The sequence below is a fragment of the Streptomyces sp. NPDC096176 genome, assembly GCF_044763255.1.
Classification (GTDB): domain Bacteria; phylum Actinomycetota; class Actinomycetes; order Streptomycetales; family Streptomycetaceae; genus Streptomyces.
Map to the genome: position 1 here is coordinate 51756 of NZ_JBIWFV010000007.1, position 15837 is coordinate 67592.

Here is a 15837-nt window from a genome sequence, read left to right on the forward strand (position 1 = left end):
ATAGAGCATGGGGCGGGGTGATCCGAGTGATGCCGAGTGGGAACGGCTGCGGCCGTTCCTGCCGGTCAGCAACAGGCGTTGTGGCCGGTGGCGGGATCACCGGCAGGTGATCGACGGGATTCTGCACCGGGTGCGGACCGGCGTGCAGTGGCGTGACCTGCCCGAAGGGTTCGGGCCGTGGAAGACCGTCTACGAACGGCACCGGCTGTGGTCAGCCGACGGGACTTGGGAGCGTCTGCTCCAACAGGTCCAGGCCGCAGCCGACGCCGCAGGCGAGATCGACTGGGACGTCTCGGTCGACTCCACGTGCGGGCGCATCAGCATGCGGCGGGCGCTCGCACCGACCCACCGCCGGCGCCCGGCTCAAAGGGGGCCGAGGAGCCAGAACATCAGGACGAAGCGCCGTGGCAGAGTCTGTACGCCCGCCTGGTGGAGGTGGTGCTGGAGGTGAGGGCCTGGGCCGTTCACGGGGCGGGTTCACCACCAAACTCCACCTGAGCGCGGACGGCCTCTGTCGCCCGCTGTCTCTGATCGTCACATCAGGTCAGCGGGCGGATTGCACCCAGTTCAAGCCGGTCCTGGAGAAGATCCGCGTCCCGAAACTCGGGCCGGGCCGGCCCCGCAAGAAGCCTGACAGCGTCGCCGCCGACAAGGCATACAGCAACGGGCCCGTCCGGATCTACCTGCGGTGTCGGGGCATCCGGCACACGATCCCGGAGAAGACCGATAGCCAGGCCGCCCGCCAGCGCAAGGGCTCACGCGGCGGGAGGCCGCCCAGTTTCGACGAAGAGCGGTACAAGAAGCGCAACACCGTCGAGCGCGCCATCAACAGGCTCAAGCAGCACCGGGCAGTGGCTACCCGCTACGACAAGCGCCGTTACGTCTACCTCGGCACCGCCACGGCCGCAGCCCTCACCATCTGGCTCCGGACATGATCGGCCGGACAAGTCCTAGTCGGCCTCCCCCAGGTAGCTCAGGGCTTGGCGGAAGTCATCGAGGGCAGGTCTGAACTCGCCGGCGGCGGTGTGGAAGGTCGATCGGTCGATCAGGCTCCTGGCCATTGTTCGCGTTCCGTCTGCCGGGTCGTGCTGAGACAGCCTGCGGGCCAGGCCCACTCCGTCGTCGAACAGAGAGCGCACTCGCTCCGCGAACAGATGGGTGCGGTTCTCCCAGTAGACGGCGGAGCGGACGGTGAGGACCCGATGCAGCCGGACCAGTTCGGCAAGGTGCTGGTCAGGATCCTCGGCGGCTCGCGGAGCGAGGGTGTCCACCTCTTCACGGAGGGCATGACGGCTGTCGAAGTAGCGCCGCTTGGCATCGGGCGACCACTGCATGGGCGCCTCCCCCGAAGGCGGACGCGGTCCATCGGACGCAGGCCGATCGCTTTCGGCGCCGGAGAAGGACAGCAGCACCGCCCAGAACGACGCCTGATAGCCACTCCAGGACCTCCTCTCCCCGGTATCGGCCAACTCCGTCAGCAAAGCGAGTGCCTCTTGCCGGACGAGGGCGGCCTGCTCGCCTTGGCCGTGGGTGTCGAGCATCTGCGCGTACCCGATGAGCGCGTAGAGATGGCAGGCCATTGGGCCGCGGTCATTCGCGGCTTCGGCCGCTTCCATGCTGACGAGTGTCTCGAACGCCGCGAGTGCTTCGCCGGACCGGCCAGCGTCATGGAGAGCGGCGATCCACTCCAGGAGTGACCAGGCGAGAGCCCCACTGCCGGCCCCGTCGGGCAGGATTGCTGTGACCAACTCGGTCATGGCATCGGCAGCCTCGGCATACCGGCCCTCCTCGGAAAGACCGGCAGCCCACTCATGCAGCCCTTTGACGACGGGGTCGCCGGATAGTTCGGCCTGCGCACGGGCAATGGCCAGCATCTCGGCGCGCATGGCGAGCCCTTCGGCGCGTCGGCCCAGGGTGTACAGCTCTCTCTGGCATGTGTCGAGAGCCTCGTAAAGAACATCCGGGCGGGCAGCTTCGCCCGGATCGATGGACCGCGCCGCGGCCACTGCCTCCTCGCGCAGCGCGAGACAGGCTGCATGCCTTTCGCCGGAGCCGGTGTCGTAACTCAGCCGTTGCAGCGCCCTGGCCAAGAGCGGCAGGTACGAGGCGGGGCTGACCTGAGCGAGCACTCGGTACGCGTCGACTTCCTCGCGCGGCGTGCGGCGTCCCGATGCGAGCAGCACATTCTGCGCTCGCACGATGTCGTCCTGATCGACTTTCCCCGAGTGATTCATAACGGAGATTCTGGGTGTCCCGGAGAGGGCCGAACAAGGCTGGTCACCTGTGCCGTTCCTCCTACGAAAACACCGTCTGACCTGTCATGATGGGTGTGACATCACTTTCCCGGGGGCGTCCTGGTGAGGGCGGCGGCTACTCGGACTTGTGGAAATCCCTCCGTGCGACGGCCGCAGCGTAGGCGAGCCTCGTGTTTCCGGCGTCGTGGGACCAGGCCACCGCGGCGCTGATCGAGATGCCCAACACCTCGCTCAAGACCGATGCTGGAACCTGAGCCGCAAGGTCAAGCAGGGCTGTATTGCGGCAGGCGCGGGTGCGAATGCCAAGTCGGTTGAGGCGCATCGTCAGGTGACTGGCGGTCATCGCTTGTCCAGCGCGGCCGCCTGGGAAGAGCCAAGGTCCTTGTTCCTTTTGCCCCAGGACTGCGAAACCCTGGCGACTGCGGGCGAGCTCGAGGAACAATGACCCCAGGGGCTCCGGCATCTCCACGGGGCGCGGACCGAGCTGGAGCTGCACGCCTTCTGTCCCGCTACTGATCTTGTCCGTCGTGAGTTGGACGATACGGGACACCGGTTGTCCGTAGAGGACGACGAGACAGCCGGCGACCCGGTCAGACAGGGCAAGGCTTGCGTCGTGGAGTAGGCGCTTGCTGATGCGCCAGCGCTGGTCCTGCTCGGTCAGCATTTCCACACCACGGGTTGTTCCCCGCGGGGGGGATGTGCAGCGCGGAGGCGTGGCCTCGCGAGGCGCACCACATCAGGAAGCTCCTGACCTGCTTGTGCTTTCGCCCTGGCTTCGCCAGCCATTCGTCGATCAGAGCTTGATCGCAGGTCGACAGGCTGTGCCCGCGTTGCTGGAGCCAGCGCTGAAGAGCAACCGCGGCGTGGATGTCATGGCGTACGGTCTGGCACTGCCCACGCGTGATGGGGCGCCGCCGGGCATGTTGTCGGAGGCGTCTGAGATGAGACCACGTGGCGAAACGGTTGATGAGCGCTCGTTCCTGCGGATCCATGACGTGCTGGAGGTAGGTGCTCAGCCAGCGTTCTAGCGCGGTCAGTTGTTCGTCGCGTGCAGGCAACACTTCGGTGGTGACCAGGGCCGCCCGCAGATAGGTGACGGCCCTGGATTCCGGTAGGGCATCCAAGGTGGCGTGCGTGACAGGGCCTGTTCCTTCAGCCAGAGTCCGCAGGATCTGCCTCGGCAGCGGCTTGGCAAGCCAGAGCAGCAGTGACGAAGCCTTGGAGTCGGCGAGCGCTGAGAAGACAGGTTCAAGGTCCGGGCGCAACTGGCCGTCGCGGTTGGTCAGGGCGGCGTGCAACTGCCGCGGAGCCGCGCAGGAGGTACAGAGCCCGAAGTGGTGCAGATAATCGCGTCGCCCGCATCGGACGCACTGACGTTGGGAGGAGGGATGCTTGCGATAGCAGACTGTGCAGAGCGCGCCGGCGGCGTTTCGGCCGTAGACGCGCATCGTGCAGCCGCATACGACGCATGGCTCACGACGTCGAGCGCAGGCTTCGCACAATCCGTCGCCGTTCTCCAGGCGGACGAAAACAGCCCTGACAACTCCGCAGCGCGAGCATGGGGCATGCGCGGCTCGTGTGGCGCAGGCCGCGCACCGTGGAGCATCGGAGCTGGAGTAGTGGCACGGCTTTTCTCGGCCACAGATCGAGCAGGTTGTCACCGGCGGGCGCCAGCACGACCCGCACACGGAGTGGCCATCAGCGTCTTTGACGGTCCATGGCCACAGGCGACCGCATACGAAGCAGGTGCTCATGTTGATGGGATCGCGGCGCATGCAGGGGTAACACAGGGGTTCTCCCTCGTGCGTGCGCGTCGCGACGTGCTTGGTCTGGCCGCAGCGGCTGCACGGCTGGTCGCGCCCCGCCTCGTAGCAGCGGCGGCAGCACCGGCCTTGCTCACTGCGGAACTTCAGGGGCTTCACCGACCGGCAGATGGCGCAAGGAGGACGGACGATACGCGCAGCTCCGGCGTTGACCAATCCATCGATCAGGGCGATGACGGCTGGGGAGCCTTGGGCGCCCTCACCGGTGAGCAGGTCTGGACGGCGCCGCAGTTCCGATGCGGCCTTGCGTCGCTGGTGTGCACGCGGCAGCGATTCGTTGATGGCGGCTATGGCGGCTTGTTCATCGAGGCCGGTGTCGAGCTGCCCCAGCGCGCCGAGGATGACATGTGTTCCGTCCTCGGCAGGAGGATGCCGAGGACATCGAGGGTGCCCCTCCTGGTCGTGACAGTGCACCTGGCGGGTCTTTCCGCAGATCGCGCAGGGCTCCCGAGGTTCTCCCCCCGTTGCCTTGCGCTTGCAGTTGGAGCAGAGCCGACGTGTTCCGTCCCTGTGCTCCAGAGCGGTGGCCCTGCCGCAGCCTGCGCATCGGGGCAGTACCAATCGGCGCGTTCCATGCGGGAGCAGAGCGTTGATCAGCAACTCCACGTGACGCGGTCCTGCGGCGCGACCCGTGGTCAGCAGGGTGGGGTCGGTGGACAGTGCCTGGGCCAGTCGGCGCTGGTGCATGCGGTTCGGAGCGACCTGGCCAGCGATCTGCTCCACGAGGGCAGCGGACAGCTGAGGCTCGACCGTCGTCACGGCATCGACGATGGTGGCCATCGGTTCGAGAAGGAACCTGGGGGCGTCGGCCGAAGCGGCGGTCACTGTGGATCACGAGCGACGCGAGCACGGCGCGGGCGGAAGGAGCCGACACCGCGTTCCACTGCCTCCCCCGTGTCGGCCGCGTCAGCTGTCCTGCGTAGGGGTGCAGTGGCCTGCACCGGCTCGAGGAGTTCCTCCATACGGCAGCCCAAGATGTCGATGAGTGCCATCAACGTCTTCATGCTCAGCCGCTCTGGCTTCTCGGTGACGAGCCGGTACACCTGGCTCGCTGACAGGTTGACGTCGCGCTCGATGAGAAGTGGGCGCAGATCGGTCGTGGAGTACATGCCGCGCAAGGCCATGAGCTCGCGCAGGTGCCACTCGTAGTCCAGCTTCAATGTCATACCTTCTCCTGTCCGTCTGCCTCGAAGGCTCGATCCAGCGCTTTGCGCATCATCGTGTTGGTGAAGTCCGTGCTGACACCCGTGTAGATCGCGGTCGATGACGCGACGCGGTGACCCACCTGGTCCTGCACGAACTTCGGGTCGGCGCCGTCCTCAATCAGGTGCGTGACATACGAGTGGCGCAAGCAGTGCGGAACCAATTCCTTGTCCAAACCGAGCGCGTCCCGGTAGGTGGCGAAGCGCTCCTCGATCTCTCGCGGCTGCAGTCGGCCACCACGTTCAGTGAGCCAAACGGCCTGCCGTGCCGATCGATCGGGAAAGCGGGGACGGATGTTGCGCAGGTAGTCATCCAGGGACTCCACGGCCCACGGCATCACGCTCGCGACCATGCGCCGTCGTGGTCCTGACCCTCTGCTGCCCTTGCCATAACGCACATGGACCAGCGCCAGACTCCCCAACTCCGGTGCCTTCGCGTTCTGATAGAAGTCCGCAACGTCCAGGCGAGAAGCCTCCCGAACCCGCAGTCCCCACGCATAGATCGTCTTGAGCACGGTCGCGTCGCGGTAGGCAGGCAGAGCTCCCTTGCGCCCAAGACGGACGGCCCTCTCCACCTGATCGTCGGCGTAGTCGAAAAGCGCCTGCACTCCTTCCCGCGTCAGGGGCCGCCGATCAGCATCGCCCTCGTACTCATCCAAGTGGGACGCAGTGTTCCACTCGTGACACACCTGGACGGGATGCGTGCCGAACCGCTCCTCGCAGACCTCCACCCACCGGTAGTGCGACGAAGTGATGAAGTCACAGAACAGCCGCAATGCGCCCTGGTAGGCGCGGATTGTCGACTTCGCTCGGCCGCCCTCAGAGATCAATGTCGCCGACCAATCGTCGACATGACCAGCGCTCCAGTTCCATGGATACTCCCCGCTGAAGTCGACGAACCGCCGCACTACCGACTCGCGGTCACGGATCGTCTCGGGTTCCAACCGCCGACCGAGCTGCTGCTTCTCCCAGCCGTCGAGCATGCCGTCCAAGACTGCATCTTCCGGATGCAGCAACAGAACGCCATCGACGAGCTCCAGCCGCGCCGACCCGGGAGCCTCATCGCCCCGCCGCACCAAGCCCACACCCCCTGCACCTGAAGCCCGAATCCTGCATCAGATGCATGCCCGTGTCTATGTGCCCAGCTCAGAAAGGTGAAGCCACCATGACCTCATGCCCCTGCTCTCTGCAGATGGACGAAGTAGCCCAGTACCTTCCATGCACTCAATGCAATTCCCCGTCCTTCAGTGCACTGATCGTCCTGATCGGAGCCTCCGGAAGCGGAAAGTCCACCCTGGCCAGCACCTGGCCCGACACGCAGGTCCTCGAGCTCGACCGCTTCCGTGAACTGGTGAGCGACGACTTCTCTGTCAAGTTCTGCGTGTTGATCTGATTCGCTGGCCCACGGGGGGCGAGTCGCCTCGGCCGAGTCGAAGAGGGAGACGGATGGACGAGCGCACGGTCATGCTGAACATGCTCGCGCAGGGGCTGCGGCCGATCGAGCAGGGTGTCGAGTGGTTCGAAGCTCTGCCGGCTGATAATCAGTTCGAGGTTTTGCGGGATCTGTGCGGGCACTGCATGCAGGCCCGTGCAATGGAGGAGGACGGTCCCGAGAGCGTGCGACGCGCCGGCCTGCGACCGACGTATACCCCGGCGGTTTTGATCACGCGTGGGCAGCTGAACGTGCAGCTGGCAAAGATCATTAATTTGCCGCAGGACGAGCGTGTGAAGGCATTTCGGCTGTTGGTTGCGCTACTGGGGGTGGCGGACGAGCGTCGCCGGGAGCGGTTCTGCGCCGACGGATGTGGTCATGCCTGGCACCAGTTGGCGAAAAAATCCGATTCGGGAGCGGCCACCACGTGATCATCAAAGGTTGCGTTAGAAGCCGTTGCGTTTCCGGAGTTGAAGACTGCGTTTCTGCTGGTCGGGCGTGGGGCCGGTGATCCCGTGGGAGTAGTGGCCTGACGTGCTGTCGTTGCCCGGGAGGTCGTGGATGCCGTCGGTGGTTGGGATTTTGGAACAGCGTGAGCTGGGTGCTCGCCGTCGTGTGGACGAGCTGCGGGAGGAAGCCGACCGCGTCCAGGCCGAGCTGGCCGTGGCCGAGCGGGAATGGAAGGAATGGGTCATCGCCCGCTCGCGAGTCGGCGAGGTGCTGGCGCCGGTGGACGAGACCGAAGATCACGCCCGGACCGAGCGGGCGATGCCAGCCGAGGGACCGGCCGAGGAGGCATCATCGGCGTCGAGGGCCGCGAAGCCGAGGTCGCAGGTGCCCATGTGGCGCGAGGGACTGGCCCGGTCCGTACTGTCGACCGACTACCAGCGCATCCTGCAGGCCCTTGCGGACCGGCATCGCCTCCGTCAAGGGCCGCTGACCTGCCAAGAGATGGCCGTCTTGTTCGGCCTAGACGCGGTGCCGGCGGGCGAGGCGGTGGTGCGCGTCGGCGACTTGGTGCAACAGGACCTGGGCGGCGGCGCGGTCACCGGTGTCCGCGGCGGTGACCATCACCCCGAGCAGCAGGCCGAGGGCGTCGACCACGACGTGCCGCTTGCGCCCGTTGACCAGCTTGCCGCCGTCGAACCCGCGACTGTCCGCACCGACAACCGCGTCCGCCTTCACCGACTGCGAGTCGATCACACCGGCCATCGGCTCCGCATCGTGGCCCGCCGCCTCGCGGACTTGCGCACGCAGCCGGTCGTGGAACTCCTTGACCAGGTTTTGGTCGCGCCAGCGGCGGAAGAACGCGTATACCCGGTCCCACGGCGGGAAGTCGGCCGGCATCGCCCGCCACTTGATGCCGTTGTCCACGAGGTAGGGATCGCATCGAGTGCAGCCCGGTGGCAGTACGCCTCCGGCCGGCCGCCGCGACCGCGCATCCAGCCCGGTACCGGGAGCCACGGCCGGACGGCCGCCCACTCCGCGTCCGTCATGTCCGTCGGGTAGCGCCGCTGCCGCAATCCGTTGTCGGCGGCGTTTCCGAACCGGTGAGCCAGACAGTCACACTCCCAGGTGACCGAGCTGGACTGCCCGACCGCCAACACGGAAGACTGCTGCATCAGGCCTCCTGCTGCTCGGTGATTCGACACCAACGAGCTGTTCAGGAGGCCCTGTCCGTATGCGCCAAGCGCCTCACGATCACCCAATCGGGGCTCCCGTTCGACGCACACCCCTCAAGATCGGAAAGACGACGGCTTCATACAAACACCAACGAGTGACAGACCGTTCCCTCCACCCCTCGCTGGTGTTTACACGGTGACGCACAGATAAACAGGCGACGGGCAGGACAGGGGGAGGTGCGGGCGTGGTCGGCAATATGGCGGAAGTCGTGCTGCGGGAGCCGGAGCCGTCGGTCGAGCGGCTCCTGGAGTGGCATCTTGCGGCTGCGCGTGACTGGCTCGGATGCCCGGGGCCGGGATCCCGGGGTTCAGGCGCGGGCGGCGCGGGTCGCGGCGGTCGGCATCTTCAAACTTGATGTCCATCGCGAGTACGTAAGGGCCGTTGTTGTGTGAGCTTGGCGCGATGTCGGAGAACGGGCCGGGGGCGGTCGGGCGACAGCCGCAGGACTGACTCGGTCAGCACGTGGAGTGGCTTGAGACGCAAGCTTCCCGCGCGAGTGGCCTTCAGACGGATGAACGCGGGCAGCGCCGCAGGGCCTCTCGCAGCGAGGAAACAGGAGACCCAGGCATGAGGCAGGCGGCGGAAGACGCGGCGGAGTCGGCCCTTCCCGAGGAGTTGGTGGCCCTGCTGACCGGCCACCTTAATGTGCAGGCGGATGCCGGTGAGTTCTCCGGCAGGACGACGTTCGAGAGTCTCGGCCTGGACTCGCTGTCGCTGATGGAGTTGGTGGTGGCGGCGGAGGAGGAGTACGGGATCGTCCTGCCCGAGAACGCCCTCGACCTGCGCCCGTCTTCGACCCTGGGCGAGGCGGCTCGGGCGTTCGAGCATGCGCGCTGAGATCGCGGTCACCGGGCTTGGGCTGGTGACTCCGGCCGGGCATACGGTGGAGGCGAACTGGGCGGCTTTGTGCCGGGGGCGCTCGCTGGCCGCGACGGATCCCGACCTGGCGGAACTGCCGGTCGACTTCTCCTGCCGGGTGACGGACTTCGACGCCGAGACGGAGCTCGGCCGGGCGTCGGCGCGGCGCGTGGACCGCTTCATCCAGTTCGCCCTCGTCGCCGCCCGGCGGGCCGTCGCGGACGCGGGCCTCGATCGTCGTACCTGGGAAGCGGAGCGGGTCGGTGTCGTGCTGGGCGTGGGATCGAACAGTTTGAGTGCGTACGTCACTGAGTTCGGTCACCTCGGCGCCGGGCGGCCGGAGCGGGTCTCGCCACTCGCACTCCCGCGCAGCGTTCCGAGCATGGCCGCGGGCGAGGTCGCCATCGACCTGGGCGCGCGTGGCCCCAACTTCACCACCGCCAGCGCCTGCGCGTCGGGCGCCACCGCGATCGGAGTGGCCCGGGACCTGCTGCGGTCGGGTACCTGTGACATCGTGCTGGCGGGCGGGAGCGAGTCGGCTCGCTCGCGCATGACGGCCACGTGCTTCACGCGGATGCGGGCGCTGTCCCGGCGCAGGGCTGAACCGGACCTGGCCAGCCGGCCGTTCGACGCGCGACGTGACGGCTTCGTCCTGGGCGAGGGTGCCGGCATCCTCGTCCTCGAACGCGCCTGCGCGGCTCGGGCCCGCCGGGCTCCCGTCCTGGCGCTGCTGCGGGGTTACGGTGCCGGCGCCGATGCGCACCATCCCATCGCCCCGCACCCGCAGGGCGACGGCGCGGTCCGCGCTATCCACACCGCTCTCGCGGACGCCGGGTGCGAGCCGGGGAACGTCGGCCACGTCAACGCGCACGGTACCTCCACCCCGTTGAACGACGCGGCCGAGGCACGAGCCCTCGTCCGCGTCTTCGGTGACGACGGGCCGCCGGTCACCGCGTCCAAGGGCGTGATCGGGCACGCGCTGGGGGCGGCCGGGGCGATCCAGGCGGCGTACACGGTTCTCGCGCTGCGCCATGCGGCCGTCCCGCCGGTGGCGAACTTCGATGGCCAGGACGGGGACCACAAGCTGGATATCGTCGCCGGCCGTCCCCGCCCCACGCGCGGCGACGCGGGGATCAGCTGCTCCTTCGGCTTCGGCGGCCAGAACGCCGTTTTGCTGTTCACGGCTCCCTAGTGGGAGCCAGACGAAGCGTCCGGATCGGATGCAAGACGGAGACACACGGACGGATGCGCCTGCGGCGCCGGGCCTGGCGGGTGGTGGTGAGTGCCCTGCTGGCGGCGGTGTGCGCGGGGGTGCTGGCCCCGGTTGCCTTTTCGGCGCTGAGCACGGGCGGCGCGGTTGCGACGGACACCGAGGCGACGCGTGCCAGAGAGCAGGCAGAGCGGCTCGGCGTGCCCTCACCCGATCTGTTTCTGGCCGTTTCACAGCGCACCGGCGATGAACGCGAGGCCCGCGTCCGGGCCGGCACCACAGCGGTGGTGGAGAAGCTGGCCGGGCAGCGCGACGTCAAGACCGTGTGGTCGGCACAGACCACCGGTGACACATGGCTGCGCTCCAAGGACGGACGGACCCAGCTGGTCGCCGTACGGCTAAAGGGGACGGACAAGGAACGTAAACAGGTGGCGCCCGATGTGGTGGCGGCGGCCCGCTCGGCCGTGCCGGGGATGCGGGTGGAGCCCAGCGGTGAGGTGTGGGCCAACCGGGAGATCGACGAGACCATCGAGCGCGATCTGAGCCGGGCCGAACTGCTGGCCGCGCCGGTACTCTTCGTCGTCCTGGTCTTCGTCTACGGGTCCGTGGTGTCCGCGCTGCTGCCCGTGGTCGTGGCTGCGCTGGCCATCGGCTGCACCATCCCGGTTCTGGGCCTGCTGGCGCAGGTGACCGACGTTTCACGGGTCGCGGTGAACGCCGCCTCGGCGATCGGTTTCGGCCTGGCCGTCGACTACAGCCTCTTCCTGCTGGCCCGCGTACGGGAGGAGACCGCGCGGGGCGCGGACCTTCACACGGCGCTGGCGGCCGCCCGCCGCTCCAGCGGCCGTTCGGTCGCATTCTCCGCCGCCGCCGTCACCGTATGCCTCGCCAGCGCCTTGCTGGTGCCGGTGCCGATGCTGCGCGCACTGTCCCTGGCGGGCATGATCGTCACCGTGCTGGCGGCGCTGGCCGCCCTGACTGTGCTGCCCGCCTGTCTGCGGCTGCTCGGCCCCCGGGCCCAGGCGTGGGACCCGATGGCGCGGTGGCGGCGTGCCCATACCGGGGACGTAAGCCGCTTCTGGCATCGCACGACGTCCACGGTCACCGCACGGCCCCTCCTGGCGGGCGGCCTGGCGGTGCTGCTGCTGGCCCTGCTGGCCCTGCCCTTCACCCATGCACAGCTCGGCGTTGTGGACGAACGCACGCTGCCTTCGTCGGCTCCGGCTGCCGCCGCGGCCGAGCGTGTACGCGCCGAGTTCACCGCGCCACCGGAGCGGCTCCTCACCGTGGTCGTCACCGGACCGCGGGCGACGGACGGTGCACCGGCTTACGGCGACCGACTCGCCCGTGTCCCGGGCATCACTGGTGTCCGCGTGATGCGTGTGGCTCCGTCCGGTGAGGCCGTCGTGCTGCTGGCGGCCACGTCCGCCGCCCCCGGCACGCCGGAGGCGGACATCGTGGTACGCGAGGTACGGCAAACCCCCGCCCCGGGAAACATGGCGGTGGGCGGGCGAACCGCGGAGGTCGTCGACACGGCGGACGCCGTCCTCGGCGCCCTCCCGTGGTGCCTGTTTCTGCTGGCTGCGGGGCTCCTGGCCCTCCTCAGCGCCTTCACCCGTACCCTAGTTGCCCCCCTGAAAGCTTTGATCGTGGCCGCCGCCAGCCTCGGGGCAAGCCTCGGCGCGCTCGTCGTTCTTTTCCAGGACGGCCACGGCAGCGCAGTACTCGGCCACTTCACGGCGACGGGAACGCTGGACGCCTCGACACTGCTGTTCGTCCTGTTCATCGCGCTCGCCCTGTCGGTGGACTACGAGGTCTTCCTGCTCGGCCGTATCCGGGAGGAATACGACCGATGCAGAGACAACCGCACCTCGATCATCGAGGGCGTCGCCCGCACCGGCCGACTGATGACGTCCGCTGCGGCAGCCGTGGCGATTTCGACCGCGGCCATGGCCACCTCCCACGTCGCCCTACTCAAATTCATCGGCATCGGCGTCGCACTCGGCGCGCTCGTGGACGCCGTCCTGGTGCGGGGAGTTCTGGTGCCCGCCGTCATGGCGGCCCTTGGTCCGGCGAACTGGTGGGCCCCGGCCCGCATCAGGTCTCCGTTGTTGATCACTGCACCTGCGAAGAAAGGCGGGAACTGATGCCGATGCGTCAGACGACACATGACCACACCCGGCAGTCAGGACCCGCCGGCCCACAAGTGGTGGCGATCCAGACGGCCTTCCCGCCATATCAATACCGGCAGGAAGAGATCCTGGCCGCCCTGGCCCGCACGACGCTGCTGGAGTCCGAGACGGGCGCTCTGGTCCTCCGTAAGATCCATGCCAACTCGGGTGTGGAGACCCGCTCGCTGTCCCTGCCGTTGGACAAGCTCGTCGATCTCGCCCGCCGGGAGGACTTCACCGAGCAGAACCGCGTCTGGCTCGACACCGCCATGGACCTGGGGGAACAGGCCCTGATCGGCGCGCTGCGCACCGCAGGCGTCCAGCCGGAGGAGGTCGACGCGGTGATCAGCACCACCGTCACCGGGCTGGCCGTGCCGTCGCTGGAGGCTCGGCTCGCCCACCGGGTCGGGTTACGGCAGGACGTCAAACGTATCCCGCTGTTCGGCAGCGGCTGCGCCGGAGGCGCCGCAGGTCTGGCCCGGCTCCACGACTACCTACTGGCCCACCCCGACCAAGTGGCCGTCCTGCTCGCCGTGGAACTGTGCACACTGGCGCACCAGATCAAGGACGGCTCCGTGGCGAACATCGTCGCCGGCAGCCTCTTCGGGGACGGCGCGGCCGCCGTCGTGGCCTTCGGAGCCCAGCGGGACGGCTGCCCCGCCGGGCCTGAGCTGGTGGACACTCACAGCCTGCTGGTCCCCGGCACCGAGGACGTCCTTGGCTGGGACATCGGCTCCCACGGCTTCCGGATCCTGCTGTCGCCCGAGGTCCCGACGCTCACGGAGAAGCACCTGCCCACGGCCGTCCAAGGGCTCCTCTCGCGGCACGCACTGTCGCCGCACCAGATCCCGAGCTGGATCATCCACGGTGGCGGACCGAAGGTCTTCACCGCTGTACAGCAGGCCCTGGACCTGCAGCCTGGCGCCTTGGAGCTCACCGGGCGCTCCGTGGCCGAGCGGGGCAACCTCTCGTCCGTCTCCGTACTGGACATCCTGCACGCGGCCATGGAAACACCGCCCCCCGCGAACACACCCGGCCTGGTCGCCGCCATGGGGCCGGGGTTCGCCATCGAACTGGTCCTCCTCCGCTGGTAGGGCCGCCCGCCGCCACCGAAACCTGCCGACCGCATGACAAGAAAGGTGTCACGGACCGTGCCCGCCATCCCCGCAGACGTACGCATCTTGATCGACCTCGAACCGGTGGTCGCCGACGCTCTCGACACGCACTTGCGGACTACCGTCGACTGGTACCCGCACCAGTACGTCCCGTGGAGCCAGGGCCGTGACTACGACGGTCACCTCGAAGGGGAGCCCTGGGACCCCTCCCAGCAGAAACTGAAGGCGGCCGCTCGGGACGGCCTCCTCTACAGTCTGCTCACCGAAGAAAACCTGCCCAGTTACCACCGGGTGATTGGGGAAATGCTGTCGCTCGACGGCCCTTGGGGTGTCTGGGTCAATCGATGGACCATGGAGGAGGCCAGGCACGGCACGGCCATCCGTGACTACCTCGTGGTCACCCGCAGTGCCGATCCGGTGCTTCTGGAGGACGCCCGCGCCACGCATATGCAGCACGGCTACGAGATCGACTACCGCGGCGACCTCATCGCCTCTCTGGTCTACGTCACCATCCAGGAACTCGGCACCCGCGTCAGCTATCAGGGCATCCGCCGACTGTGCGACGAACCGGCGTGCGGGGCTCTGATGCAGCGCATCGCCCACGACGAGAACCGGCACATGCTCTTCTACCGGACCACCCTCCAGGCGTGTATGCGAATGCACCCCGACCGAACGCTTCAGGCTGTGGCCAAAGTCCTCAAGACATTCCGTCCCCCCGGCCACGCCGCACCCGGCTTCGGCCGGCTGATCAGCTCCCTGGCCAGGTCGGGCATCCTCTCACCGGAGACCTACTACAAGGACATCGCCCTTCCCTTCGTCCGCATGCTCGGCGCCCTCGACGCCACCGGGCTTACACCGGTCGGACAGCACGCCCAGCAGGAGATCGCCGCACACATGGAGGAATCAGCGGACCGCGCCGGCAGATACCGCGCCCTGGCCGAACGCCTCAACCGACTCGCGACCGCTTAAAACGAAGATTCCGCCGTCCGTGAGTGAGAAAGACGATCCGACATGTCCCTGGGCTGGGTGACAATCCCCGCAAGTCTGTTCATTCTCGTGACCGCGGTGGCCGTCGTGCGCCTGGTCGAAGTGACAACCGCCCGTCACAACGCGCGATGGGCTATCGACCGTGGCGGCGTCGAGTACGGGCAACGCCACTACCCCGTCATGATCACCCTTCATGTCTGCCTGCTCGTTGGCACCGTTGCAGAGGTCGCCCTCACCGGACGCGCGTTCGTCCCTTTGATCGGCTGGCCGGCGCTGGCCGTCCTCATCCTCGTGCAGGTAGGCCGCGCATGGTGCATGAGGGCGCTCGGCCCCCGATGGAACACCCGCGTCATCGTCGTGCCCGGGCTACCGCTGGTCACCACCGGGCCCTACCGTTGGATGCGGCACCCCAACTACCTCATCGTCCTGTTCGAAGGCATCGCCCTGCCCCTCGTCCACACCGCATGGATTACCGCCATGCTCTTCACCATCGCCAACACGCCGTGGCTCGTCGTCCGCGTCCGCACGGAGAACGCGGTGCTATGGCCTGAGGTGGGACCAGCGGCGCGGGGCCGTTCGCCGAGCTGTTCGCCGACCTCGACGGAACCCTGCTGTACGCGCTGCGCGTCACCTACCCGCACATCGTCGTGAGCCTCGATCGGCGAGGTCCCCGCGCGTGGACCTGTTGGGATGCGGTCGGCCGCTGCGCGCAGGCCGAACGGACGGGGCACAAGTCGGGGCACCGGGTTCAGGGAGCTGGCCATCCTTCGGGCGGAAGAAGCCGGAACGTGGAGTCGGGAGAGGCCGCCGCGGGCACCTGCGCGCAAGCCGTGTAGGCGCTGACCTGTTCGACCCGTGCTGATTCTGTGCTGACCCGTATCTCTTGGATGCCTGTTTTCGCAGGTGGGAGCGCTATGGCGCGCGTTCCGGTTCAACAGCAGGGCACCGAGGCGGCGCCCTTGACCGACTGCAAGTCGGTGATCGCCGCCGTCGGCTCCGCGTGGCGCCCCTCGGCCTCCCGGTCCCGCACGAAGCCGGTCGTGGAACTCGGCCGCGTTCCCGAACCGGTGAGCGAGGCAAATCGCACTCCCCCGTCTCAGA

The 15837-nt window shown here is 67.9% G+C and carries 13 protein-coding genes and 2 pseudogenes; 10 read left to right on the forward strand and 5 right to left on the reverse strand.

The window, feature by feature from the left end; genetic code table 11:
- The first annotated feature begins 7 nt into the window (after positions 1-7).
- Positions 8-935, forward strand: a pseudogene (locus ACIQ7Q_RS20440) (IS5 family transposase).
- 15 nt (positions 936-950) lie between these two features.
- On the opposite strand, the gene ACIQ7Q_RS20445 reads toward ACIQ7Q_RS20440, so the two are convergent.
- The 4 genes from ACIQ7Q_RS20445 to ACIQ7Q_RS20460 form a co-directional block, all read right to left on the reverse strand.
- Entirely contained in the window at positions 951-2234 is a 1284-nt protein-coding gene (locus ACIQ7Q_RS20445) for a hypothetical protein (RefSeq protein ID WP_403863736.1), read from the reverse strand.
- A 136-nt stretch (positions 2235-2370) separates the two neighbouring features.
- On the reverse strand, positions 2371-2919 hold the full coding sequence (locus tag ACIQ7Q_RS20450) for a hypothetical protein (protein ID WP_403863739.1): 549 nt from the start codon (positions 2917-2919) through the stop codon (positions 2371-2373).
- Positions 2920-4899: 1980 nt separating this feature from the next.
- Positions 4900-5244, reverse strand: coding sequence for a helix-turn-helix domain-containing protein (locus ACIQ7Q_RS20455; protein WP_403863742.1), 345 nt, complete (start codon positions 5242-5244; stop codon positions 4900-4902).
- Positions 5241-6356: a tyrosine-type recombinase/integrase gene (locus ACIQ7Q_RS20460; RefSeq protein ID WP_403864765.1), complete on the reverse strand. Its 1116-nt coding sequence runs from the start codon at positions 6354-6356 to the stop codon at positions 5241-5243. The genes ACIQ7Q_RS20455 and ACIQ7Q_RS20460 overlap by 4 nt, the downstream gene beginning before the upstream one ends.
- Before the next feature lie 116 nt (positions 6357-6472).
- Between ACIQ7Q_RS20460 and ACIQ7Q_RS20465 the strand changes: the two genes are divergently transcribed.
- From ACIQ7Q_RS20465 to ACIQ7Q_RS20475, 3 genes and pseudogenes are all read left to right on the forward strand, one after another.
- Positions 6473-6673, forward strand: a complete 201-nt coding sequence (locus ACIQ7Q_RS20465; RefSeq protein WP_403864828.1) for a hypothetical protein — start codon at positions 6473-6475, stop codon at positions 6671-6673.
- A 53-nt stretch (positions 6674-6726) separates the two neighbouring features.
- Positions 6727-7143, forward strand: a complete 417-nt coding sequence (locus ACIQ7Q_RS20470) for a DUF5958 family protein (protein ID WP_403863745.1) — start codon at positions 6727-6729, stop codon at positions 7141-7143.
- Positions 7144-7273: 130 nt separating this feature from the next.
- Positions 7274-7717, forward strand: a pseudogene (locus ACIQ7Q_RS20475) (hypothetical protein); the annotation flags it as partial.
- On the opposite strand, the gene ACIQ7Q_RS20480 reads toward ACIQ7Q_RS20475, so the two are convergent.
- Complete coding sequence (locus ACIQ7Q_RS20480; RefSeq protein WP_403864768.1) at positions 7682-8059, reverse strand: transposase; 378 nt, start codon at positions 8057-8059, stop codon at positions 7682-7684. The pseudogene ACIQ7Q_RS20475 and the gene ACIQ7Q_RS20480 overlap by 36 nt on opposite strands.
- Positions 8060-8962: 903 nt before the next feature.
- Between ACIQ7Q_RS20480 and ACIQ7Q_RS20485 the strand changes: the two genes are divergently transcribed.
- Genes ACIQ7Q_RS20485 through ACIQ7Q_RS20510 form a run of 6 tightly spaced genes read left to right on the forward strand, consistent with a single transcriptional unit; the run spans position 8963 to position 15387 of the window.
- Positions 8963-9232 carry an acyl carrier protein gene (locus ACIQ7Q_RS20485; protein WP_403863748.1) on the forward strand — a complete coding sequence of 90 codons (270 nt, stop codon included), beginning with the start codon at positions 8963-8965 and terminating at the stop codon, positions 9230-9232.
- Positions 9222-10445 carry a beta-ketoacyl-[acyl-carrier-protein] synthase family protein gene (locus tag ACIQ7Q_RS20490; RefSeq protein ID WP_403863751.1) on the forward strand — a complete coding sequence of 408 codons (1224 nt, stop codon included), beginning with the start codon at positions 9222-9224 and terminating at the stop codon, positions 10443-10445. Before ACIQ7Q_RS20485 ends, ACIQ7Q_RS20490 begins: the two co-directional genes overlap by 11 nt.
- A 53-nt stretch (positions 10446-10498) precedes the next feature.
- Positions 10499-12610, forward strand: coding sequence for an MMPL family transporter (locus ACIQ7Q_RS20495; protein ID WP_403863754.1), 2112 nt, complete (start codon positions 10499-10501; stop codon positions 12608-12610).
- A 5-nt stretch (positions 12611-12615) separates the two neighbouring features.
- Positions 12616-13728, forward strand: coding sequence for a type III polyketide synthase (locus tag ACIQ7Q_RS20500; RefSeq protein WP_403863757.1), 1113 nt, complete (start codon positions 12616-12618; stop codon positions 13726-13728).
- Between the two features lie 57 nt (positions 13729-13785).
- Complete coding sequence (locus ACIQ7Q_RS20505) at positions 13786-14718, forward strand: acyl-ACP desaturase (protein ID WP_403863760.1); 933 nt, start codon at positions 13786-13788, stop codon at positions 14716-14718.
- 42 nt (positions 14719-14760) lie between these two features.
- A complete protein-coding gene (locus ACIQ7Q_RS20510; RefSeq protein WP_403863763.1) occupies positions 14761-15387 on the forward strand; it encodes an isoprenylcysteine carboxyl methyltransferase family protein in 627 nt (208 codons plus the stop codon).
- The last annotated feature ends 450 nt before the right edge of the window (positions 15388-15837 follow it).